This window comes from Limnohabitans sp. DCL3, from assembly GCF_048019295.1.
Classification (GTDB): domain Bacteria; phylum Pseudomonadota; class Gammaproteobacteria; order Burkholderiales; family Burkholderiaceae_C; genus Limnohabitans_A.
This window is the reverse complement of the sequence record NZ_CP171842.1, coordinates 530,755-551,850: the sequence shown is the minus strand read 5'-3', so window position 1 is coordinate 551,850 and position 21,096 is coordinate 530,755. Positions and strand designations below refer to the sequence as shown.

Here is a 21,096-nt window from a genome sequence, read left to right as displayed (position 1 = left end):
CTGGACATCAAGCCGACTGCTTGTCCCGGAAAAACACACGGGCCAAAATATTGAGGACCAAGACCGCCAAGGTCACCAGCAGTGCACCGGCCCAAGCCAAACGGATCCAGTTTTCATAGGGGCTCATGGCAAATTGGAAAATCACCACGGGCAAGTTCGCCATGGGTTTGCCCATGTCGGAATTGAAGAACTGGTTGTTGAGCGCCGTGAACAGCAAAGGTGCAGTTTCGCCACTGATGCGCGCCACTGCGAGCAACAGACCGGTGATCACGCCACTTTTGGCCGCACGCAAGGTGACTGCCAAAGAGACCTTCCAGCGGGGTGCCCCCAAGGCGAAAGCGGCTTCGCGCAAACTGCCAGGCACCAAGCGCAACATGTTTTCGGTGGTGCGCATGATCACAGGCACAGCAATCAAGGACAAAGCCAAACTGCCGGCATAGCCCGAGAATGTGCCCAAAGTGGCCACAGCGATCGCGTACACAAACAAACCAATCACAATGGAGGGCGCCGACAACATGATGTCGGTCACAAATCGGGTGAGTTCGGCGGTTTTGCTTTGGTCTCCGTATTCGGTCAGGTAGATGCCGGCCAAAATGCCCACGGGGGTCGCCACCAAAACGGTGAGCCCCACCATCATCAAGCTGCCGACAATCGCATTGCGCAATCCGCCGCCCTCAGTGCCAGGTGCAGGGGTATCTTGCGTGAGCATGTTCAGGTCGAGCGCGGCAAAACCATTCGAAAACAGCACCACCAATATCCACAACAGCACCGTCAGACCCAAACCCATGGCCACCATGGAAGTGGCCATGCCCCAAGCATTGGCCAAACGGCGACGGCGGTACAAACCTTGATTCATGTTCATGGCCATGTCAGAACCCCTTGGCTTTTTCAGCCCGATTGATCATGATTTTGGCTGCAGCCAAAACCACGAAGGTGATCACAAACAGCAAGAAACCGAGCGCGAACAAAGAAGAAATGTGGAAATCTGCCGCCTCGCCAAACTCGTTGGCCAAAGTGGAGGCGATCGAAGTCCCAGGAGAGAAAAGTGAAGTGGGCATGCGGTTGGCATTGCCGATCACAAAAGTCACCGCCATGGTTTCGCCCAAAGCACGACCCAAGCCGAGCATGATGCCGCCGATCACCCCTTTTTGGGTGTAAGGCAGCACGATCTTGCGCACCACCTCCCAGGTGGTGCAACCCAAGCCATAGGCCGACTCGCGCAAAATGGGAGGCGTGATTTCAAACACATCGCGCATCACCGCCGCCACAAACGGCAGGACCATGAAAGCCAGCACAATGCCTGCGGCCAAGATGCCCATGCCGTTCGGAGCACCACCAAACAAAAAGCCCACCAAAGGCATGCCACCGAGCACATCACGCAGTGGAACCTGGATGTAATCGGCAAACAAAGGGGCAAACACAAAAAGGCCAAACATGCCGTAAATGATGGAAGGCACTGCCGCCAACAACTCAATGGCCGTGCCCAAAGGGCGACGCAACCAGACGGGGCAGGTTTCGGTCAGGAAAACCGCTATGCCAAAAGCCAATGGCACCGCGATCAACATCGCGATACTGGCGCTGGCCAAGGTGCCAACGATCGCGATCGCGGCCCCAAATTCTTCGTTGATGATGTCCCACTCGACATACCAAATGAAACGTGCACCAAATTTGGCAAAGGTGGGCCAAGCATTGATGAACAAGGACACAATGATCCCAGCCAAAGCCACCAGAACCAGAAGCGAAAACAACTGTGTCAGGCGGTGAAACAAAACGTCTTGCAGACGCTGCCGCTTCACCACTGCCAGCATCTGGCTCGTGCGGTCAGCATTTGCACTAGAAAGGGGAGTTTGCATGTCTTGGTCCATCAAACAATAAGCTTCGAACTCAACAAAAATCCGCCGGCTGCCTTGAAACAACCGACGGATGGCAGCACAGGAACTGAATTACTTCTGAATCTGTGACCAGACTTTGGATCGGATCTGATCGGTCAAGCTGTCAGGCAAGGACACGTAGTCCAAGTCGGCTGCCATTTTCTTGCCATTTTTGAAAGACCAGTCGAAGAACTTCAGAGCTTCAGCAGAAGCCGCTTTGTCGGCTGGGTTCTTGTACATCAAGATGAAGGAAGCCGTGCTGACAGGCCAGCTGTTGGCACCCTTGGCATTGACCATCGAGACCCCCATACCAGGCACGCTGAACCAGTCGGCGCTGGCGGCAGCAGCAGCAAAAGTCAAATCATCCGGGCTGACGTACTTGCCGTCCGCATTTTGGATTTGCATGAAGGTCATCTTGTTCTTTTTGACGTAGGCGTATTCCACGTAGCCCAAAGAACCTTTCACACGGTTGACGTTGGCTGCAACGCCTTCATTGCCCTTGCCTCCGACGGAGGTGGGTGCTGGCCACTTGACCGCTGCACCTTTGCCCACGGAATTGGCCCACTCTTTGCTGACGGCTGTCAGGTAGTCGGTCCAGTTGAAAGTGGTGCCCGAACCGTCGGCGCGGTGCACCACAGTGATGGTTTCGTTGGGCAGGGTTTTGCCGGGGTTCAAAGCCACGAACTTGGGATCGTTCCATTTGCTGATTTTGCCCATGAACATGTCGGCCAACACAGGGCCGGTCACGCGCAATTCGCCTGGCTTGAAGCCATCCAGGTTGATCACCGGCACAGTGCCACCAATGATGGCGGGGAACTGAACCATGCCATCTTTGTCGAGCTCTTCACCTTTGACGGGGGCATCGGTCGCGCCGAAAGTCACGGTCTTGGCGCGGATTTGCTTGATGCCACCGGAAGAGCCAATGGACTGGTAATTCATGCCTGTGCCAGTCGCGGCTTTGTAGCCCTCTGCCCACTTGGCGTAAATTGGAAATGGGAATGTCGCACCAGCACCTGTGATGTCAGCGGCCAAGGCCGATGTAGCCATGACGGTGACACAGACCGCTGCAATGAATGATTTCAGTTTCAACATGTGAACTCCAAGTTCAGAAGGGGAGAATTGAGGTTTCTGACATTTCAGAAACTTCTTTGACTCTAAAGGCGAATTATGACAATTTGATGTCACGGATACGGCTGGGTTGTTTCAAGACAAGGTTCGTCGGCGATTCAATCACCTCCAAACCTTGGCCATTGATGACCACAACGGACTGTTACAGACCGATCACACCACCATCAGTGCGGGTGATCACGATCGTGGCTGAACGTGGACGGCCCGCGGGGCCATAACCCTGGTTGCCCGGCCACATGCTTTGGGGTGCTTGACCCGAAGACAAGGGCTTGGAAAGTTCACCCGGGTGCTGGATGTTCACGAACAAAGTGCGGCCATCGGCGGTCTCGGTGATACCCGTGACTTCGGCGCCCTTGGGGGCCACCAAAAAGCGGCGAAGTTTGGCTTCGCCCAAAGCGGCACCCACAAAGGTCTCTTGGGTCCCCGTTTGCTCTACCCCCCCCACCACCATCTTGTTATTCACAGTCTTTTTGCCACCGTCACCGACCTGACCAGGAATGGCGGCCAGCATCATGCAATTGGTCTCGTCGGTGAATGCGCCGTCGTCGGTCTGGATCCAGCAAATGCCGGTGGCTTTGCTGAACCACAAGCCATCTGGCGATGAGAACGAATTCTTGGCGGTCAAGCCCGACAGGTTGGCATCGCCGGAGTCTTCTTCTGCGCCGAACAGAAAAATGTCCCAAGCAAAGGCTTTGGCGATGGATTGGTTGTCGGCCTCTTTGAAACGGATGATGTGCCCATTGGGGTTGCCCATCCCTTTGTTGCCATCCATGTCCATGTAGGCGCGTGGGTTGGCAGCATCCACTTTGGCGGGTGTGCGGTTGCTCGCATTGTTGTTGGTCAATGCGAAATAGATTTCGCCATTGCGGTGGTTGACAGCACCCCACTCCGGGCGGTCCATCTTGGTGGCGCCCACCGCATCGGCGGCCAAGCGGGCATTGACCAGCACATCGCCCTGGTTGGCGAATTTGTATGCGGCGTGGTTAGAAATACGGGGGTCGGCAATGGTCAACTCCAGCCATTGGCCTTGGCCTGTGGCGTCAAAACGCGCCGCATACAACTTGCCTTCGCTCAGGTATTTGTCCCCCGCCACCAAGCCGCCGCCGACATCGCGGGGGTCCCACACAGCGTTGCTCACAAACTTGTAGATGTATTCGTTGCGCGAGTCACACCCCATGTAAAACGCCAACGGCTCGCCCGCCTTAGGCACACCACAAACAGCGGCTTCGTGCGCGAAGCGCCCCATGGCCACGCGCTTGGCGGGTGTGGAGTTGGGGGCCAAGGGATCGATTTCGACGTTGAAACCAAAGGTGTTGGCTTCGTTGCGGAAGTCTTGCTCTGCGTTGGCAGCCGTAGCCGACAAGTTCCAGCGGGCAAAACGGTCGTCGGTGGCCGACACAGTGTGCCAGCCCTGGCTTTGCGCTTGTTTGGCGCCGGCCGCTGGCGCCGATGAGGGCAGCCCATAGCGCTTGCGTGAGGCCACTTCTTTGGCAGGTAATGCAGCCCCATTGGCAGCAGTCTGAAAGTAATAAGCCCAGTTTTCTTCGCAGCCCAAATAAGTGCCCCATGGCGTTTTGCCATGGCCGCAGTTGTTCAAAGTGCCCCGCGCCATGGCCCCCGCCGTGTCCCAGCGGGTGACCATGAAGCTGCGGATCGCCTCAATTTGTGCGCGGGGACCGCTGATGCGCACAGGCGTTTGTGCGGTGATGCGGCGGTTCAGCGGTGAGTCCTGCTTGATGCGCCAACCTTGAGGGGTCTTGACAATCTCGACCACCGTCACGCCGTGGTGGTTGATTTCTTTGAGCACTTCCAATTCGGGGCGCGTGCCCAGGTCCCAGGCGCCGAACTGGTCAAATTTCTTGCCACCGATGCCATTGGACGTCTGGCCGTTGGGGTGCATGAAATGCGCGTCAGCCGAGCTTTCGTGGTTCACACACAGCACGGCACGGCCTGTTTCTTGGTCGGCGTAGCGGCCGTTGGCGTCGATGTAATAAATGTCCATGCCATCGTGGTGATCGCCCACGCGGCGTGACCAGTCGTCCGACTCCACACCCCGGTTGGAGTAAGCGGTCAAAGCTGAATCGAGCGCATCGCCTGTGGCGTGCAAGACGCTGTACTGGTAGCCGGGCGGCAACATCACGTTGTCGAGCAGACTCTTTTCGACAGAGGGGAAACCCAAAGCAGATGGCGAAGACGCCATGCCCGACGTCAAGCTGGCACAGCCCGGCAGCATCGCCAGACCAGCCAAGCCCAGACCACCGCGCAACAAACCGCGGCGGGCGGGATTTTGCAGAGATTGATTCAGAACATCTTGAAAATGGGGGTTGCCCGAGGTGTTGAAGATGGGATCGTGATCGTGATGCGACATGAAAAGCTCCATTGAGAAAAGCACCATTGCACAGCCCCCCCATGACAATTTGATGTCGATTTTTTGAACGCAGCAAGACATGCCCTGGACACGCGAGACCGTCACAAAAGCGTCACAGAACCATGGCAAAGTTCAAACATGGAGGTTTCCAGAATCATCGAAGGATTGAACATGAAAGTCGGTATCAACGGAATGGGCCGCATTGGCCGTTTGGCCTTGCGTGCGGCCATGGGTGCTGCCGAACGCCAGCAAGACGACCCCCGCGCAAACAATCGCCTGGAGGTGGTTCACTTGAATGAACTCAAAGGCGGTGCGGCAGCCACCGCGCACTTGTTGGCTTTTGACAGCGTGCAAGGCCAATGGCGCGCGCGCATCGAAGCAGACGGCGACAGCCAAATTCGCATCGGTGATCGCACCTTGGGCTTTTCCTCACACGCCCATCCGGCCGACATCCCATGGGGCGACATGGGCGTGGACCTGGTGCTGGAATGCACGGGCAAGTTTTTGACGCCCGAGACGATTCAAGGCCACCTGGACCGGGGTGCCAAGCGTGTGATCGTGGCCGCGCCCGTGAAGGTGGGGGATGTATTGAACATCGTGGTGGGCATCAACCACACGCTGTACAACCCTGCCAAAGACCGCATCGTCACCGCCGCTTCTTGCACCACCAACTGCCTGGCTCCGGTGGTCAAAGTGGTGCACGAAGCCATTGGCATCAAGCACGGCCAAATCACCACCATCCACGACCCCACCAACACCAACTTGGTGGTCGATGCGCCGCACAAAGACCTGCGCCGCGCCCGCAGCGCCATGACCAGCCTGGCCCCCACCACCACCGGCAGCGCCACGGCCATCGCCTTGATTTACCCCGAACTCAAGGGCAAGCTCAATGGCCACGCGGTGCGCGCTCCGGTGCTCAATGCCTCGCTGACCGACTGCGTGTTCGAGATGGAGCGCGAAACCAGTGCTGAAGAGGTCAATGCCTTGTTTGCCGCTGCGGCCCAAGGCCCCTTGGCGGGCATCTTGGGCTATGAGGAGCGTCCCTTGGTCAGCGCCGATTACGCCCGCGATACTCGAAGCAGCATTGTGGACGCGCTGTCCACCCTGGTGACCGACGGCACGCTGCTCAAAGTTTACGCTTGGTACGACAACGAGATGGGCTACGCCTGCCGCATGGTCGACCTGGCTTGCCACATGAACGAAGTCGGTATTTGAGATGAACGCCGCTGAACGCCATTACGGCATCGTCACCGCGGCCTATTGGGGCTTCACCCTGACCGATGGCGCCTTGCGCATGTTGGTGCTGTTGCATTTTTACAAGCTGGGGTATTCACCGTTCACGTTGGCATTTTTGTTCTTGCTCTACGAAGGTGCCGGCGTGCTGGCCAATTTGATCGGTGGCTGGCTGGCCACGCGCTTTGGCATTGCCCGCATGCTCACCGTGGGCCTGGCCACACAAATCATCGGCTTTGGTTTGCTCTCGGCCTTGCAGCCGGAGTGGACGGCCACCATGTCGGTGGCTTGGGTGGTGTTGGCGCAAGGCGTATGCGGGGTGGCCAAAGACCTGACCAAAACGGCCAGCAAATCGGCCATCAAGATCACACAAGCACAAGCCAAAGACCAAGGCAACGGGCAACTCTTCAAATGGGTGGCCTGGTTCACCGGCAGCAAAAACGCCATGAAAGGCTTTGGCTTTTTTCTGGGTGGTTTGCTGCTGGAGACGCTGGGTTTTCAAGGCTCGCTGTGGGCCATGTCGGGTCTGCTTGCCTTGGTGCTGGTCGGCGTGGTGAGCAGCTTGCCGCCCATGATGGGCAAGAGCAAGCCCTCGGGCTCGGCCAAAGAGTTGTTCGCCAAAAACCCGGGCATCAACGCGCTGGCCGCAGCCCGCGTGGCTTTGTTTGGGGCGCGTGATGTGTGGTTTGTGGTGGGCGTGCCGGTGTTCTTGTATTCGGTGGGCTGGACCTTCACCATGGTGGGCGGCTTTTTAGCGGCTTGGACGATTGGTTACGGCCTGGTGCAAGCGCTGGCACCACAGATCGTTCGCCGCAGCGACGATGGCCTGAGCCGCGAGGTGCCTGCCGCCCGTTGGTGGTCGGCAGTGCTCACGCTGATTCCGCTGGGCATCGCAGCAGCCATGTTTTGGCAAGCACCGCAGTTGCCATGGTGGGTGGTGGGTGGCCTGAGTTTGTTTGGCTTTGCTTTTGCCATCAACTCTTCGGTGCACAGCTACTTGGTGTTGGCCTATGCGGGCTCTGAAAAAGCAGCCGAAGACGTGGGTTTTTATTACGCCGCCAACGCGCTGGGCCGTTTCATGGGCACGCTGTTGTCAGGTTTGCTGTACCAATGGGGCGGCCTCTTGTACGCGCTTTTAGGGTCAGCCTTGATGCTGCTCTTGTGCTGGCTGGCAACACTGCGTTTGCCCATGGGCTTGCGCACGCACTCTTCTACGCACGAAGTCACACCATGAACCCCATTTCTTTGTTCAACGCCATGGACGAAGATGTGGCCATCAAGGCCTTGGCGGCTTTGGCGCAAGGCTCGCGCCTGAAAGTGTTTCGCGCCATCGTGGGCACAGGTCCTGAGGGCATTCAGCCCGGGCAGCTGTCTGCGGCACTGGACATTCCAGCCAACACGCTGTCGTTTCACCTCAAAGAATTGCACCATGCGGCGCTGGTCAGTGTGCAACGCGAAGGCCGCTTTTTGCGTTACCGAGCCGATCTGGCCGCCATGCAAAGCCTGATGGATTTTTTGACCGCCCATTGCTGCCAGGGTGTGCCGTGCGGCGCCCCCCGAAATTTGACTTGCGAATCGGGCCGTTGATGTCCACCCATCACCCGAATTGGCCACGACCAACCGATGGCTTGAATGACAAGGATCAGTCCAGACTGTCATCAGGTATTCATAAATCCGTCACATAATTCGCCCCTTATCTGTCAACGCTGGTCCCACTGCATGCAAACCAAGTCTCTTTACGCCGCCATCGACCTGGGTTCGAACAGTTTCAGGCTGGAGATTGGTCAGATGGATGCGGGTCAATTGCGGCGGGTGGAATACATCAAAGAAACCGTGCGGCAGGGCAATGGCTTGGATGCTGAGCGCAACCTGACCGACGATGCGATGGCACGGGGCTGGTCGTGTTTAGCCCGCTTTGGCGAGCGCATTGCCGGCTTCAATCCCAACCAGGTGCGTGCCGTGGCCACCCAAACGCTGCGAGAAGCACGCAACCGTGATGCGTTTTTGGTCAAGGCCAAACACATGCTGGGTTTCCCGATTGAGGTGATTGCGGGTCGCGAGGAGGCACGGCTGATTTATCTGGGTGTTTCCCACTTGCTGCCCCAATCCGATGAGCGGCGTTTGGTGGTGGACATCGGTGGGCGCTCAACCGAGATGATTTTGGGCCGGCACGAAAATGCCACCACTTTAGAGTCTTACCGTGTGGGCAGCGTGGGCTGGTCCATGAAATATTTTTCGGACGGCTTGTGGACGAGCTCTGCTTTTAAATCGGCGGAGATCGCCGCCAAAGCGGTACTGGATGAAGCCCAAATCTTGTTCAATCGACAGCATTGGGACAAGTGCTACGGCTCCTCTGGCACGGTCGGCGCCGTGTCCGATGTGTTGACCGCTGCCGGCTGGCAGGAAGGTTGGGTCACTCGAGAAGGCTTAGCCTGGCTGAAAGACCGTTTGCTCAAAGCGCAAAAGCCTGACAACCTGCGCCTCGAGGGTGTCAAGGAAGACCGCAAACCCGTCATCGGGGGTGGCTTGGCGGTCTTACAGGCGGTGTTTGACTTGCTGCAAATTGACGAAATGCATGTGGCACAAGGTGCGCTTCGACACGGCGCTTTGTTTGACCTCATCGATCGCGAAGGCATGCACGATGTGCGCTCCTCCATGGTGGACTCTTTAGCGCAAAGGTTTGGTACTGACCAGTTGCAGGCTGAGCGCGTTTCGCGAACCGCCCAACACCTGTTGCAAACACTGATTCCAGAAACCAAGGACACCCCCGTTGCAGAGCGGCAACGGTATTTGCAAAAGCTCCATTGGGCCTGCCAATTGCACGAAATTGGCATGCGCATTTCTCACAGCGATTACCACAAGCACGGTGCTTACATTTTGGACAACACCGACTTGCAAGGCTTCACCATGGATGAGCTGCACCGCCTGAGCCAATTGGTCTTGGGGCACCGTGGCAAACTGCGCAAACTGGAATCTGAACTCGAAGACGCCAGCTTTGTGCTGCAACTCATGGCGCTGCGCATCGCGGTCATTTTGTGCCATGCCCGCCGAGATCCGGACCTGTCAGGCCTGAACATGGTGTGCGATCCGCATCGACGCACCACGCATTTGCGTATTCAGGCGGACTGGGCCGAAATGTGGCCTCAATCGGCGCACCTGCTGCGTGAAGAGAAAAATGCCTGGTTCAAAACAGACTGGGACTTGCAAGCTCAAATGGATTGAAAGTCTGCCTGGTAGCGCCTGTGTCTGCTTGCTGGGCGTCAGGGCAAAGGGTGCTTGCCAAGAACGGTAAAACTGTATAAACTGTATGCACCGTTAATTTGATGAGTTATTTTTATGAACACTCCTACACCCGCAAACGACAACGTCGCCAAGGTCGCCACACCGACTCCACAAGCAACGCCCACCCCCAAAGCAGCTCCGCGCAAAGCCGCAAGCCCCGCCGATCCGATTAAAGCTGTGCGCAAAGCCCGTCCAAAAGCCGCAGTGCCCGCCAAAACCAACAAGGCGACTACAGCGCCCGCAACTGCGCCTGTCAAAGCAAAAACCGCGGCACCCAAGCCCGCCGCCAGCCCAGCCAAGCCTATAAAGGACAAAAAAGTCAAAGTGGTGCGTGACAGTTTCACCATCCCGAAAAGTGAACTCTTGCAGATCGGAGAGTCGAAAAAACGCGCGCTGATGCTGGGCGTCGAGATCAAGAAAAGTGAATTGATCCGTGCCGGCTTGCAAGCGCTGACCAGCATGAACGATGCGGCCTTCAAGAAAGCCCTCGCCAGTGTGCCCACCATCAAAACCGGGCGTCCAGCCAAATCCTGAGGCTCAGAGACGGTCAGGGCAGAGCACAGCCTGCAGCAAGGTTTGGCCTTGCCCTTCCCGGTTTCGTCTTCGCACCCACCACACAGCCCCTTTGCGGATGCTGCAAGCCGGCTCCGACAAGCCCAACAGGTGAGCCATCAGCGCCCCCAATGTGGGTTGATGGCCCACCACCAACACGGGGTATTTGGCATCAGGCCAACCGGCTGTTTCCAAAACATCGGCCACCGATGCGCCCGGTGACAAGGCATCCCGCACTTTGTATTTGCGCCCCAAGGCTCGGACGGTTTGCTCAGTCCTGACCGCAGGACTGCTGAGAATGCGTGTTCCTTGCGGCAATTGGCTTTCCAGCCAAACCGCCATGCGCTCCGCTTGCTTTTTGCCGCGTGGGGTCAACACCCTCTTCATGTCATCCTCGCCGGGTTCGGCCTCGAAGGCTTCGGCATGTCGCCAAACAATCAGGTCCATGACGATCAGTCCGTGTGGGGTGAAGCACTGTAGCGTTGCATCAAGGCGTTTTGTGCGCCATGACCTGGGCCGCTCAAATCCACTCGGTGGTACTGGCCGTCAGAGGCCAAGTCCCAAGCATCACGCCGGTCATGCAGGTAGGCGATCAGGCATTCATCGATGATGCGCTGGCGCAACACGGGGTCATTCACAGGCCAAGCCAACTCAATCCGGCGCATCATGTTGCGGCTCATCCAATCGGCACTTGAGAGGAAAAGGGATTCATCTTCTCCAGCGCAAAAGTAAAACACGCGGGAATGCTCCAAAAAGCGGCCGATGACGGAGCGGACGCGGATGTTTTCACTCCAACCGGCCACGCGCGCCGGTAGCATGCAAGCGCCACGCACAATCAAATCGATCTGGGCACCTTGTTGGCCTGCCTTCAATAGCGCTTCCATCAAAGGGACGTCGGTCAAGGCATTCATCTTGATGACGATGCGCCCGAACAAACCACGAGACGCCGCATCACCAGCAGCTTGGATGCGCCGGATCATGTCCGCGTGCAAATGGAAGGGTGCCACCAGCAAGCGCTTCATTTTGGGCAGACGACTTTGGCTGGCCAAATGACCAAACAGCTGGTCCATGTCGGCCGTGATCAGGGGGTCGGCCGTGAGATAACTGATGTCGGTGTACAAAGCAGCGGTACGGCGGTTGTAGTTGCCGGTTGAAAGGTGGCCGTAGCGCTTGAGCATGCGGCCCTCGCGACGGGTCACCAACAGCATTTTGGCGTGGGTTTTGAGCCCCACAATGCCGTACACCACTTGCACGCCAATCGATTCGAGCTGCTCGGCCCAGTTGATGTTGGCCTCTTCGTCAAATCGGGCTTTGAGCTCCACCACGGCGGTGACTTCTTTGCCACGGCGCACGGCTTCGCGCAACAGATCCATCATGGTCGGATCACTGCCTGCGCGGTAGATGGTTTGTTTGATGGCCAAAACATTGGGGTCCATGACCGCTTCGCGCAAAAACGCCAAGACACCATCGAAGGTTTCAAAAGGCTGGTGAATCATCACATCGCCTGTTTTCAAGCGCGTGAATATCGACCCGTGCTGCGGCAGTTGCGCAGGGAAACTGGCTTTGTATGGCGGGAAAAGCAACTCGGGTGCATTCACCAAATCAATCAGTTGCATGAGCCGAACCAGATTGACGGGTCCGTTGGCCCTGAACACGGAGGATTCAGGCAGCTGAAATTCTTTGCGCAAGAATTCGGCCAACACGGGGGCACAGCTGGCCGACACCTCCAGACGCACCGCCTGGCCGTAATTGCGGTGCTGCAAACCTTGTCGCAAGGCCATGCGCAAATTGGCGATCTCGTCTTCGTCGACCGCCAAGTCTGAATTTCGCGTGACCCGGAATTGAGAAAAGTGGCCCACTTCACGCCCCGGAAACAACTCGGCAAGATGGGCCCGGATGACACTGGAGAGCAGCACAAAAGCGGTGGTGCCATCGCAGACGCGTGCAGGCAAGGGGATCAATCTGGGCAACACGCGAGGGACTTTGACAATGGCAATTTCGTTCGAACGACCAAATGCGTCCTTGCCCGACAGCTGCACGATGAAGTTCAATGACTTGTTGGCCACCTGGGGAAATGGGTGGGCGGGGTCCAGACCCACAGGCACCAGCAAGGGCTGGACCTCGCGCTGAAAGTAACTGCGGACCCACTGGCGCTGGGCGGAATTGCGCTCGTTATGCGACAGGATTCGGTAACCTGAGCGCTGCAAGGTGGGCAGCAATTCGTCGTTGTACAAGGCGTATTGACGCGCAATCATGGCACTGGTTTTGCTGGCCAATGCGGACAAAGAATCTTCGGTGTAAGGGCCTGACTTGAGGCCCTGCAAACTGCCCATCACATGGGGCTCTGCACGCACTTCAAAGAACTCATCCAGGTTCGAGGAAACGATGCACAAATAACGTAAACGCTCGAGGACAGGAACTTCCGGACGATGGGCCCAATCCAAGACACGCTCATTGAATGCCAAGATGCTCAGATCCCGATCCAGCATCGCGGCATGGTTGTTTTCGGAGGTTGTCACGTTTATTGAATGGGCCATTGCACAGTATGAATGAATTGATCAACCATCTTAAAAATATGCCGTGTCAATTTGATGACAAATCAGTGAATCAATGCACTGACAGATCTGAGATGACCGGAACCAGGTTGTTCACAAACCCTTCAATCGTCTTCGGCCAAGCAAACGCTTGGGCCCTTTGTCTGGCTTCGGAACGACTCACCTGCTGGCAACGCTCCACGGCTGACTTCAAGTCTTCAGACAGCACCCCCCCAAGGACTTGACCCTCGGCTGCGCCCAACACTTGCAGGGGACCATCGACCGGAAAAGCAGCCACCGGCGTGCCACACGCCATGGCTTCGAGCATGACCAGGCCAAACGTTTCATGGCGCGATGGAAACACGAACACATCGGCAGCAGCGTACACCTTGGCCAACTTCTGACGAGGCAAAACACCCATCCACACCACATTCGGATAACGCGACTTGAGCTGCTCCTCTAAAGGCCCCACACCACAAACAATCTGAGTGCCGGGTAATTTCAGGTCCAAATAGGCATCGATGTTTTTTTCGTACGACACCCTGCCGACATACAAGGCATACGGGCGCGCATAGCCTTGGAGCTCAGGAATGTTCAAGGGCTGTGCGTGGTGTTCGAACAAACTCAGGTCGACGCCGTGTGTCCAGGGCTTCAGAGATCGAAAGCCTCTGCTTTTGAGCATTTCGAGAACCCCGTTTGTGGGCACCATCACGCCTGAAGACGGTCGATGGAAGTGGCGAAACAAACCATAACCCAGGAACAAGGTAACCCCAAGTGCGGCTTTCAAAATTTCAGGAAACTTGGTGTGAAATGCCGTGGTGAATTTCCAACCCCTTTTCAAACAATGCTTTCGGGCGGCCCAACCCAATGGCCCTTCCGTGGCGATGTGGATGGCTTCAGGTTGCAAGCCATCGAGCATGGCCGCCAAGGCTTTGTAAGGCCGAACAGCCAGATCAATGCCCGCATAACCGGGACAAGGTCTGTTTTGAAATTTTCCAGGGTGCAAGACACTCACTTGCACCCCCATGGGTCCCAACGCCTCCACCAACTCGTGCAGGGTGGTCACCACACCGTTGATTTGTGGGTGCCAGGCGTCGGTGATCAGTGCCAACCTCATGCGATCACCGCCGCTTCTGCAGGCGCCCGGTTCACGACCACCGCCTGGGCGCTCCATTGGATGATTTCCAAGCGCCCATCCATGTGTTCCACCAAGGCGGTACGGCTTTCGACCCAATCGCCATCGTTGCAATACAAAGTGCCATTCACATCCCTGATTTCAGCATGGTGAATGTGACCACAAACCACGCCATCAAAACCTCGGCGCTTGGCCTCATGGGCCACAGCCACTTCGAAGTCGCTGATGAAATTCACCGCTTTTTTCACTTTCAGTTTGAGGTATGCCGACAAAGACCAGTACGCCAGCCCGATGCGCGCCCTGAAGCTGTTCAGGTGCCGGTTGAGCCGCAAGGTCAGCTCGTACAGCCAGTCGCCCACATAGGCCAACCACTTGGCACATTGGATCACGCCATCAAAATGGTCGCCATGTACCACCCAGAGTTTCATACCCGTGGCTGTGATGTGGGTGGTGTCATGCTCGACCTCGATGCCGCCGAAGGCATGGCCTACAAAATGCCGCGCAAATTCGTCGTGGTTTCCGGGGACATAAATCACACGGCACCCTTTGCGTGCCCTGCGCAGCAGTTTTTGCACGACATCGTTGTGACTCTGCGGCCAGAACCACCGCCTGCGCAGCTGCCACCCGTCCACGATGTCCCCCACCAAATACAGCACATCGCTTGGGTGGTGCTTCAAAAAATCCAACAAGGCCTCAGCCTGAAACCCGGGCGTGCCGATGTGCAGGTCTGAAATAAAGATGGCACGCAGCCTTGGCTGGCCAATCGGTGCATCGTCCTCGTCGTGCGATAAGGGATCCTGCACGCTCGATAACGATTGACCCCAAAGCACTTCCGGCAGGTTGGCCAAAGGCACTTTCAAAAGCAGTTGCTGGGGTGATGGACTGAGAGAGGCCATCAGGGCGTGTCCGGAAAAAAATGCTTGCGGTAACGCACAGGCAAGTCTGCGGTGCGCATCATCATCGGCAAGTCAGCCGTGTTGAAATCGGGGTCCCACGCGGGTGCCCCCAAGACCTTGGCACCGAGTTTCAAATAGCCTCGAATCAGTCCAGGCGGCGCAACGGGCAGATCATGGTCCAACTCGTCAACCGGCAAAGGCAAACGAGGACGAACATGGTACTGAATGCCTGCCAGGTGGGTCTGCCGCAGTTGATGCCAGATGCTGGCCGCCACATCACCACTCACCACGCCGTTGTGCAGCATGGGAATGCTCGCGCAACCGATCATGGTGTCCAAACGGTTGCGGTCCATGAACTCGAACAATGCACCCCAAAGAGCCATGACCACACCACCATGCCGGTGATCCTTGTGCACGCAACTGCGTCCCAATTCCACCATGCGTTGACGCAGGTCGCGCAGACGGGTCAAGTCAAACTCTGTATCGCTGTAGGTGCTGCCCACCCGCTTGGCCTGGGCTGGGGTGAGCACGCGGTAGGTCCCGATCACTTGGCCCGTCTGCGCTTGCTTGACGAGCAAATGCTCACAGTAGTCGTCGAACAAGTCCACGTCATGACCCGGCACCAGGGTGGACAAACGGGCACCCATTTCGGTACCGAACACTTCAAAGCGGAGTTTTTGTGCTTCGCGAACTTCGTCTTGGTGACGGGCCCAGGTCACGACCAGGGCTTTTTTGTCGGGTCGCGCCGAAAATTCAACGCCCGGGCTGAGCTGCCCGGATGAACCCATGGGCTGGGGCGCACTGGCTGGTGCAGGTACGAATACAGGATGGGTCAACTCTTTCACGCTCAGGCCTCCTTGGAATCCATGTGCTCATGGTCCCCAAAGGCAATGACATGAAAAAGTCTTTTTCGTTAAATTTCCGTGACGCTGAAAATGACGAGAAGGCCTTCCACAGGCATCAAAGCATCATGCTCAACTGGAAGACCGAGTTGGGCGCTCTGGGCATGACTGGCGCAGGCAAGGGTTTCAAACGGAACTGGCCGAGCATGGTCGACACCCGAGCGTCACGTGGCATGAACGGGATGGCCACGTCATCCAGCGTTTGTGCGGCCAGAGCTGCCTGGAGGTGGCGCTGGATATCCGCCTCCAACGCTTTCATGGGGTGGGCATCGTCGGTGTACACCTCATCAAAACTGTGCAGCACTTCGAAGTGTTTGACCACGTCCCAGAGCGTGATGTCTTCGGGATTGCCTCGGATCTGGTAGCCACCACCCGGACCACGGTGTGCCCGAATCAAACCTGCTTCACGCAGGTCTTTCAATATGGACTCGGTGTATGAGGAGGACAGGCCTAAGCCCGAAGCAATTTCTTCGGTCGTGACAGGCTCCACGGCCGAACGAGAAGTGATGAAAACCGCAATGTCAACGGCTTTGGCTGTTTTCTTCAAGATCATGGGGTGCTCCTCTGTTGGGTTTAATTGTATAGCTTCAAGAGATTAAATCCACTCAAAATGAAATTTAACTGAATTTTTTTAAAGTTTAATCTAGAATACCTACTCAATACATGAACAAAACATCCAACATGCTCACCACCCCCCCCGCGCTTTATCGCATTGGTGCGGTCTCCAAGATCAGCGGTGTCCCTGTGCCCACATTGCGCATTTGGCAGACACGCTACAAGGCATTCTCACCCGCGACGTCGCAGGGGCAACACCGGCTTTACAACGACGAGGATTTGCACAAGGCGGCTTTATTGAAAACACTCACCGGGCAGGGCCACGGTATCCGCTTGATCGCAGGTTTGAACAACGCCCAGCTGCAACAACTGCTGAACACCAGCATGGACATGGGCCGCGCGGCCCAGCAACGCATGGCCATGGGCGCGCCGATGGCCAGCTCAACAACCCCCGGGTGGGGTGTGGTGGGTCATACCTTGGCCGAGCGGCTTCGGTCGAGCACCTTTGATGCGCTCAGAGGAGGCCAAACCTTGCCCATTGAACAGGTCGCAGGCGACTTGAACGAAGCACAAAACGGGCACCTGCAGGCGCCTTTGGATGTGCTGTTGGTGTCGGTCAACAGTTTGAACGATGAAGCCGCTGAAAAAATCAAGTCCATCTCACAACGACTCGCCGTCAGGCTCACGGTGGTGCTTTACGGCTTTGGTCAGAAAAATGCGCTGGCGCATTTGTCCCGTGCTTCGTGCAGGGTCTATCGCAACACCTTGGACGACGGTGCTCTGGCTGAAATCATCCAAAGCGCACGTGCGCCACTGTTGGCCCCCGCACGTTCATGGGCTGACCACAGCCAGCCCATTCCAGAGCGGCAATTTTCAGATGCCGTGCTGCAACGCGTGGCCAACATCCCCAGCCAAGTGCTGTGTGAATGTCCGCGCCATGTGGCGGAGTTGATCGCACAACTGGGGCGGTTTGAAGATTACAGCCGCGATTGCCTGAACCAAAGCCCCAAAGACAAAGAATTGCACGCTCAGCTGAACACCATGGCCGCTACCGCCAGAGCGCTCTTGGAAGACGCCTTGCGCATGGTGGCGGCGCACGAAGGCATTTCTCTGCAGGACTTGTCTTGAGTCAAGTGCGTCCAACACCGCGATGAAACGCCACGTTGCAGCCACCCTATTGGGCATTTCTGGCCTGTTGGTCTTGGACAGCCACATCCACTGGGTGCCTCATGACCACGGCACTTTGCTCGAGGTGAGTGGCCGGGTGGTGGATGCCCAGGGATGGGCGTCCGAGCAATGGCGCCGTTGGCATACCCCATGTCCAACGCTGGGCAAAATTGAAGCGCCGGACCCTGCCATGGGCGAGTTGCTGAGAACCATCCAACAACACAGTCTGCCCGATTCCCTGGAAGCACAACTTGTGCAAGTGCAAACCCAAGACGACTGGGCCATGGCCGAGGTGACTTTCAAAACCCTGAACCCCAGCATCGTGGTGCTGCGCCAGTCGGCGGGTGCATGGCAGATTCAGGACCGCGCCGTTTGGAGCGGCTCTACCGCGCCTTGGCATGCGGCTGACTTCGTGCGCCGTTACTTGCGGCTGCAAGCGCCTGATGTGCCTGAAACCCTTTTGGCGTGCTTTGCGATTGACCTCACTCGCTACGGCCAAGGCCCTGGCGGTTTGGGTCCCGTGGACTTGACAACAACTGACCGTCCATGACCTACCGCGTCATCTGGTTCAAACGCGACCTGCGCCTGAACGACCATGCGGCGTTGGCACACGCGGCCCACCAGGGCCACGTGCTGTGCTTGTACATTGTCGAGCCCGCGCTTTGGGCACAACCCGATGCGGCCTTGCAGCACTTTGAGTTTGTGCGCGAATCTTTGATCGAACTGCACCGTGAGCTTCAAGCCATGGGCGGCAGCTTGCAAGTGCGTGTGGGGCCGGCGGTTCAAGTGCTTGCCGCCCTGCACGCGCAAGCGCCATTTTCGGAATTGGTAGCGCACGAAGAAACTGGCAACGCCTTCACTTATGCACGCGATCTGCAAGTGGGCGCGTGGTGCCGCAGCGTGGGCGTGGCCTGGACCGAATGGCCGCAGTTTGGTGTGGTGCGTCGCCTGAAAAGCCGAAACACCTGGCAGGCCCGCTGGGAGGAACACATGGCTGCACCGCAAGTGCTTCTTCCTGAGTTGCACTTTTTTGACCCTGCTCCATACCAGGGGCCCGAGGTGATGACGGCGCCGCCCGGCCTGCAGCACAACCCGCCTGAGCGTCAACGCGGGGGGCGCAGCCTCGCCCTCGACACCTTGCACAGTTTTTTGGATGCCCGGGCGCAGGGTTACCGGGGTGGTATTTCTTCACCGCTGACTTCGCCCACGGCGTGTTCTCGCTTGTCCGCCTACCTGGCCTATGGCTGCATCAGCCTGCGCGAAGTGGTGCAAAGCACACGCGCTGCGCTCAATGCCCTGCCCCCACAAACCAGCAGGCACCGCGCCGGTCTGATCGGCTTCATCAGCCGCTTGTATTGGCATTGCCACTTCATCCAAAAGCTCGAAAGCGAGCCCGAGATCGAGTGGCGCAACATGCACCGGGGCTACGACGGCCTGCGGGAAGACGGCTGGAGCGACGCCCACTTTGCGGCCCTCACTTCGGCCCGCACCGGCTGGCCCATGGTGGATGCTTGCGTGGTCATGCTCTACCACACCGGCTGGCTCAACTTTCGCATGCGGGCCATGCTGGTGTCCGTCGCGGCTTACCCGCTGTGGCTGGACTGGCGGCCCGTGGGCCAGTGGCTGGCCACACAGTTTTTGGACTACGAACCCGGTATCCACTGGAGCCAGATGCAAATGCAGTCGGGCACCACCGGCATCAACACCACGCGGGTGTACAACCCCATCAAGCAAGCGCAAGACCACGACCCCAAAGGCATTTTTGTGCGCCGCTGGCTGCCTCACATGCGACGCGTGCCCGACACCTGGCTGTTTGAGCCTTGGCTCATGCCACCCGAGGTGCAGCGCCACTGCGGTCTGAGCGTGGGCAGCGGGCCAGAGGCCGACATTCCACTGCCCGTGGTGGATCTCGCCGAAGCCACGCGCACCGCCAAAGCGGCGCTGCATGCTCGTCGCGCCGAGCCGGGGGTGAAAGCAGGCCAAAAAGCCATCGTCGACAAACACGCCTCGCGCAAACACGGCAGCAGTCAGCAACGCGATGTCTTCACCCGCGACAGCGACACCCCCAAGACCCGCCGCCGAAAGTCTGGCCAGTCATCACCCGCCAACACCCCACCCAGCGCACAGTTGGGCTTTGATTTTTAGAAGCATGCGCACCACCCTTTTCTGGTTCCGAAACGACTTGCGGCTGCACGACCAACGCGCTCTTCAGCAAGCCATCGCCCACGCCCAAGCGCACCAGCAAGCCCTGTTGCTGGTTCATGTGCACGAACCCGTGCAAGACGAAGACACGGCCTGGGGATTTCGCCGCATGGGCGTGCACCGCAGGCGCTTTGTGGCCGACACACTGCAAGACCTGCAAACTTCATTGCAGGGCCTGGACCAGCGCTTGGTTTTGCTGCACGGCCCTGTGGCCGAAGTGCTGCCCGCCTGCGCCCGCCAAGTAGGCGCGGACACCGTGTTTTGCGAAGACATCGCCGCGCCCAAAGAAGAAGATCAAGTGCAAGCGCTGATCAACGCAGGCCTCACGGTCAAAACACTTTGGCAGTCCAGCCTGATCGAACCCGACGCCTTGCCCTTTACGGCCCAAGACATGCCACAAGTCTTCACCAAGTTTCGCCAGCGCATTGAATCGGCACGGCTCCAACCTTTGGCACCGCTGCCTGCACCCACCCAGCTGCCTGCTCCGCCCGATGAGCCATTGACCACTTTGCCCGGCTGGACCGACAGCCCCTTCACGCTGCTCCAGGCCCACACCGAGGGTGACGCACACACGCGGTCCAACTTTCCCTACACCCAAGCCGCTTGCCGTGGCGGCGAGGCCAGCGCTTTGGCCCACCTGAAAAACTACCTCACACCGCCGTGGCCCGACCGCTACAAACAAACCCGCAACGCCCTGCAAGGCCAGCACACCAGCAGCCACTGGTCGCCCTGGCTGGCCACGGGCGCGGTGTCGGCCCGCCGCATTTGGGCCAACCTGCAAGCCTACGAACAACAACACGGCAGCAACGACGGCACGTATTGGCTGTGGTTTGAGCTGCTGTGGCGCGACAACTTCCGCATGCTGCATCGGCAACACGGCCCGCAACTCTATGCGGCGCGGGGTTTGTCGAAGCTGCCCCAACCCACCCACTTCCCCAAGGACTTTGCACGCTGGTGCAGCGGCCAAACCGGCGAGCCCATCGTGGACGCGGGCATGCGCGAGCTGGCCGCCACGGGCTTCACCTCCAACCGCATGCGCCAAATTGTGGCCAGCTTTTTGGTGCACGACCTGTCTTGCGACTGGCGCACGGGTGCCGCCTGGTTTGAATCGCAATTGGTGGACTTTGACGTGTGCAGCAACCAAGGCAATTGGCTGTATGTCAGTGGCCGGGGCACCGACCCAAGGGCCGGACGACGCTTCAACCCCAGCAAACAAACGCAGGACCACGACGCACAAGGGCGCTATCGGCAAGTCTGGCTGGCCTGATAAT

The 21,096-nt window shown here is 57.9% G+C and carries 19 protein-coding genes; 9 read left to right on the top strand and 10 right to left on the bottom strand.

Annotated features, from left to right (window positions below):
• Positions 1-7 precede the first annotated feature (7 nt).
• The 4 genes from pstA to ACHEXK_RS02395 all read right to left on the bottom strand — a co-directional run bounded on the left by pstA (position 8) and on the right by ACHEXK_RS02395 (position 5,367).
• The gene (gene pstA, locus ACHEXK_RS02410) at positions 8-862 is read right to left on the bottom strand and encodes a phosphate ABC transporter permease PstA (RefSeq protein WP_416547707.1); all 855 of its coding nucleotides are present in this window, start codon (positions 860-862) and stop codon (positions 8-10) included.
• A 7-nt stretch (positions 863-869) separates the two neighbouring features.
• A complete protein-coding gene (gene pstC / locus ACHEXK_RS02405; protein ID WP_416547705.1) occupies positions 870-1,853 on the bottom strand; it encodes a phosphate ABC transporter permease subunit PstC in 984 nt (327 codons plus the stop codon).
• 90 nt (positions 1,854-1,943) lie between these two features.
• The gene (gene pstS, locus ACHEXK_RS02400; RefSeq protein WP_416547703.1) at positions 1,944-2,963 is read right to left on the bottom strand and encodes a phosphate ABC transporter substrate-binding protein PstS; all 1,020 of its coding nucleotides are present in this window, start codon (positions 2,961-2,963) and stop codon (positions 1,944-1,946) included.
• Between the two features lie 178 nt (positions 2,964-3,141).
• Positions 3,142-5,367, bottom strand: coding sequence for a PhoX family protein (locus tag ACHEXK_RS02395; RefSeq protein ID WP_416547701.1), 2,226 nt, complete (start codon positions 5,365-5,367; stop codon positions 3,142-3,144).
• A gap of 171 nt (positions 5,368-5,538) precedes the next feature.
• Between ACHEXK_RS02395 and ACHEXK_RS02390 the strand changes: the two genes are divergently transcribed.
• The 5 genes from ACHEXK_RS02390 to ACHEXK_RS02370 all read left to right on the top strand — a co-directional run bounded on the left by ACHEXK_RS02390 (position 5,539) and on the right by ACHEXK_RS02370 (position 10,416).
• Positions 5,539-6,582, top strand: coding sequence for an ArsJ-associated glyceraldehyde-3-phosphate dehydrogenase (locus tag ACHEXK_RS02390; RefSeq protein WP_416547699.1), 1,044 nt, complete (start codon positions 5,539-5,541; stop codon positions 6,580-6,582).
• Position 6,583: 1 nt separating this feature from the next.
• A complete protein-coding gene (gene arsJ / locus ACHEXK_RS02385; RefSeq protein ID WP_416547698.1) occupies positions 6,584-7,834 on the top strand; it encodes an organoarsenical effux MFS transporter ArsJ in 1,251 nt (416 codons plus the stop codon).
• A gap of 23 nt (positions 7,835-7,857) precedes the next feature.
• Positions 7,858-8,187: an ArsR/SmtB family transcription factor gene (locus tag ACHEXK_RS02380; protein ID WP_416548829.1), complete on the top strand. Its 330-nt coding sequence runs from the start codon at positions 7,858-7,860 to the stop codon at positions 8,185-8,187.
• 132 nt (positions 8,188-8,319) lie between these two features.
• Positions 8,320-9,822 (top strand): exopolyphosphatase, encoded by a 1,503-nt coding sequence (locus tag ACHEXK_RS02375; RefSeq protein WP_416547697.1) that lies wholly within the window; start codon positions 8,320-8,322, stop codon positions 9,820-9,822.
• Between the two features lie 114 nt (positions 9,823-9,936).
• Complete coding sequence (locus tag ACHEXK_RS02370; RefSeq protein ID WP_416547695.1) at positions 9,937-10,416, top strand: hypothetical protein; 480 nt, start codon at positions 9,937-9,939, stop codon at positions 10,414-10,416.
• A gap of 3 nt (positions 10,417-10,419) precedes the next feature.
• Here the strand turns inward: ACHEXK_RS02370 and ACHEXK_RS02365 are convergent, their stop codons facing one another.
• The 6 genes from ACHEXK_RS02365 to ACHEXK_RS02340 form a co-directional block, all read right to left on the bottom strand.
• A complete protein-coding gene (locus ACHEXK_RS02365; protein ID WP_416547693.1) occupies positions 10,420-10,881 on the bottom strand; it encodes a SixA phosphatase family protein in 462 nt (153 codons plus the stop codon).
• A gap of 5 nt (positions 10,882-10,886) precedes the next feature.
• Positions 10,887-12,953: a polyphosphate kinase 1 gene (gene ppk1, locus ACHEXK_RS02360; RefSeq protein WP_416547691.1), complete on the bottom strand. Its 2,067-nt coding sequence runs from the start codon at positions 12,951-12,953 to the stop codon at positions 10,887-10,889.
• An 88-nt stretch (positions 12,954-13,041) separates the two neighbouring features.
• Positions 13,042-14,085: a glycosyltransferase family 4 protein gene (locus ACHEXK_RS02355; RefSeq protein ID WP_416547690.1), complete on the bottom strand. Its 1,044-nt coding sequence runs from the start codon at positions 14,083-14,085 to the stop codon at positions 13,042-13,044.
• The gene (locus tag ACHEXK_RS02350) at positions 14,082-14,999 is read right to left on the bottom strand and encodes a UDP-2,3-diacylglucosamine diphosphatase (RefSeq protein WP_416547688.1); all 918 of its coding nucleotides are present in this window, start codon (positions 14,997-14,999) and stop codon (positions 14,082-14,084) included. Before ACHEXK_RS02350 ends, ACHEXK_RS02355 begins: the two co-directional genes overlap by 4 nt.
• Positions 14,999-15,787 (bottom strand): GNAT family N-acetyltransferase, encoded by a 789-nt coding sequence (locus tag ACHEXK_RS02345; protein WP_416548827.1) that lies wholly within the window; start codon positions 15,785-15,787, stop codon positions 14,999-15,001. Before ACHEXK_RS02345 ends, ACHEXK_RS02350 begins: the two co-directional genes overlap by 1 nt.
• Positions 15,788-15,959: 172 nt before the next feature.
• Complete coding sequence (locus ACHEXK_RS02340; RefSeq protein ID WP_416547687.1) at positions 15,960-16,454, bottom strand: Rrf2 family transcriptional regulator; 495 nt, start codon at positions 16,452-16,454, stop codon at positions 15,960-15,962.
• 128 nt (positions 16,455-16,582) lie between these two features.
• On the opposite strand from ACHEXK_RS02340, the gene ACHEXK_RS02335 reads away from it, so the two are divergent.
• Genes ACHEXK_RS02335 through ACHEXK_RS02320 form a run of 4 tightly spaced genes read left to right on the top strand, consistent with a single transcriptional unit; the run spans position 16,583 to position 21,092 of the window.
• The gene (locus ACHEXK_RS02335; protein WP_416547685.1) at positions 16,583-17,584 is read left to right on the top strand and encodes a MerR family transcriptional regulator; all 1,002 of its coding nucleotides are present in this window, start codon (positions 16,583-16,585) and stop codon (positions 17,582-17,584) included.
• Between the two features lie 22 nt (positions 17,585-17,606).
• Positions 17,607-18,173, top strand: a complete 567-nt coding sequence (locus ACHEXK_RS02330; RefSeq protein WP_416547684.1) for a hypothetical protein — start codon at positions 17,607-17,609, stop codon at positions 18,171-18,173.
• Positions 18,170-19,768 carry a deoxyribodipyrimidine photo-lyase/cryptochrome family protein gene (locus ACHEXK_RS02325; protein WP_416547683.1) on the top strand — a complete coding sequence of 533 codons (1,599 nt, stop codon included), beginning with the start codon at positions 18,170-18,172 and terminating at the stop codon, positions 19,766-19,768. Before ACHEXK_RS02330 ends, ACHEXK_RS02325 begins: the two co-directional genes overlap by 4 nt.
• Before the next feature lie 4 nt (positions 19,769-19,772).
• The gene (locus tag ACHEXK_RS02320) at positions 19,773-21,092 is read left to right on the top strand and encodes a DASH family cryptochrome (protein ID WP_416547681.1); all 1,320 of its coding nucleotides are present in this window, start codon (positions 19,773-19,775) and stop codon (positions 21,090-21,092) included.
• Positions 21,093-21,096 lie beyond the last annotated feature (4 nt).

What these genes read in the sequence shown, in the direction of transcription:
- ACHEXK_RS02375 (WP_416547697.1), top strand. Translation starts at nt 8,320, where the DNA reads ATGCAAACCAAGTCTCTTTACGCCGCCATCGACCTGGGTTCGAACAGT.
- ACHEXK_RS02370 (WP_416547695.1), top strand. Translation starts at nt 9,937, where the DNA reads ATGAACACTCCTACACCCGCAAACGACAACGTCGCCAAGGTCGCCACA.
- pstS (WP_416547703.1), bottom strand. Translation starts at nt 2,963, where the DNA reads ATGTTGAAACTGAAATCATTCATTGCAGCGGTCTGTGTCACCGTCATG.
- ACHEXK_RS02355 (WP_416547690.1), bottom strand. Translation starts at nt 14,085, where the DNA reads ATGAGGTTGGCACTGATCACCGACGCCTGGCACCCACAAATCAACGGT.
- ACHEXK_RS02335 (WP_416547685.1), top strand. Translation starts at nt 16,583, where the DNA reads ATGCTCACCACCCCCCCCGCGCTTTATCGCATTGGTGCGGTCTCCAAG.
- ACHEXK_RS02395 (WP_416547701.1), bottom strand. Translation starts at nt 5,367, where the DNA reads ATGTCGCATCACGATCACGATCCCATCTTCAACACCTCGGGCAACCCC.
- ACHEXK_RS02345 (WP_416548827.1), bottom strand. Translation starts at nt 15,787, where the DNA reads ATGGGTTCATCCGGGCAGCTCAGCCCGGGCGTTGAATTTTCGGCGCGA.
- pstC (WP_416547705.1), bottom strand. Translation starts at nt 1,853, where the DNA reads ATGCAAACTCCCCTTTCTAGTGCAAATGCTGACCGCACGAGCCAGATG.
- ACHEXK_RS02340 (WP_416547687.1), bottom strand. Translation starts at nt 16,454, where the DNA reads ATGATCTTGAAGAAAACAGCCAAAGCCGTTGACATTGCGGTTTTCATC.
- ACHEXK_RS02390 (WP_416547699.1), top strand. Translation starts at nt 5,539, where the DNA reads ATGAAAGTCGGTATCAACGGAATGGGCCGCATTGGCCGTTTGGCCTTG.
- ACHEXK_RS02325 (WP_416547683.1), top strand. Translation starts at nt 18,170, where the DNA reads ATGACCTACCGCGTCATCTGGTTCAAACGCGACCTGCGCCTGAACGAC.
- pstA (WP_416547707.1), bottom strand. Translation starts at nt 862, where the DNA reads ATGAACATGAATCAAGGTTTGTACCGCCGTCGCCGTTTGGCCAATGCT.
- ACHEXK_RS02350 (WP_416547688.1), bottom strand. Translation starts at nt 14,999, where the DNA reads ATGGCCTCTCTCAGTCCATCACCCCAGCAACTGCTTTTGAAAGTGCCT.
- ACHEXK_RS02380 (WP_416548829.1), top strand. Translation starts at nt 7,858, where the DNA reads ATGGACGAAGATGTGGCCATCAAGGCCTTGGCGGCTTTGGCGCAAGGC.
- ACHEXK_RS02330 (WP_416547684.1), top strand. Translation starts at nt 17,607, where the DNA reads ATGAAACGCCACGTTGCAGCCACCCTATTGGGCATTTCTGGCCTGTTG.
- ACHEXK_RS02365 (WP_416547693.1), bottom strand. Translation starts at nt 10,881, where the DNA reads ATGGACCTGATTGTTTGGCGACATGCCGAAGCCTTCGAGGCCGAACCC.
- ACHEXK_RS02320 (WP_416547681.1), top strand. Translation starts at nt 19,773, where the DNA reads ATGCGCACCACCCTTTTCTGGTTCCGAAACGACTTGCGGCTGCACGAC.
- arsJ (WP_416547698.1), top strand. Translation starts at nt 6,584, where the DNA reads ATGAACGCCGCTGAACGCCATTACGGCATCGTCACCGCGGCCTATTGG.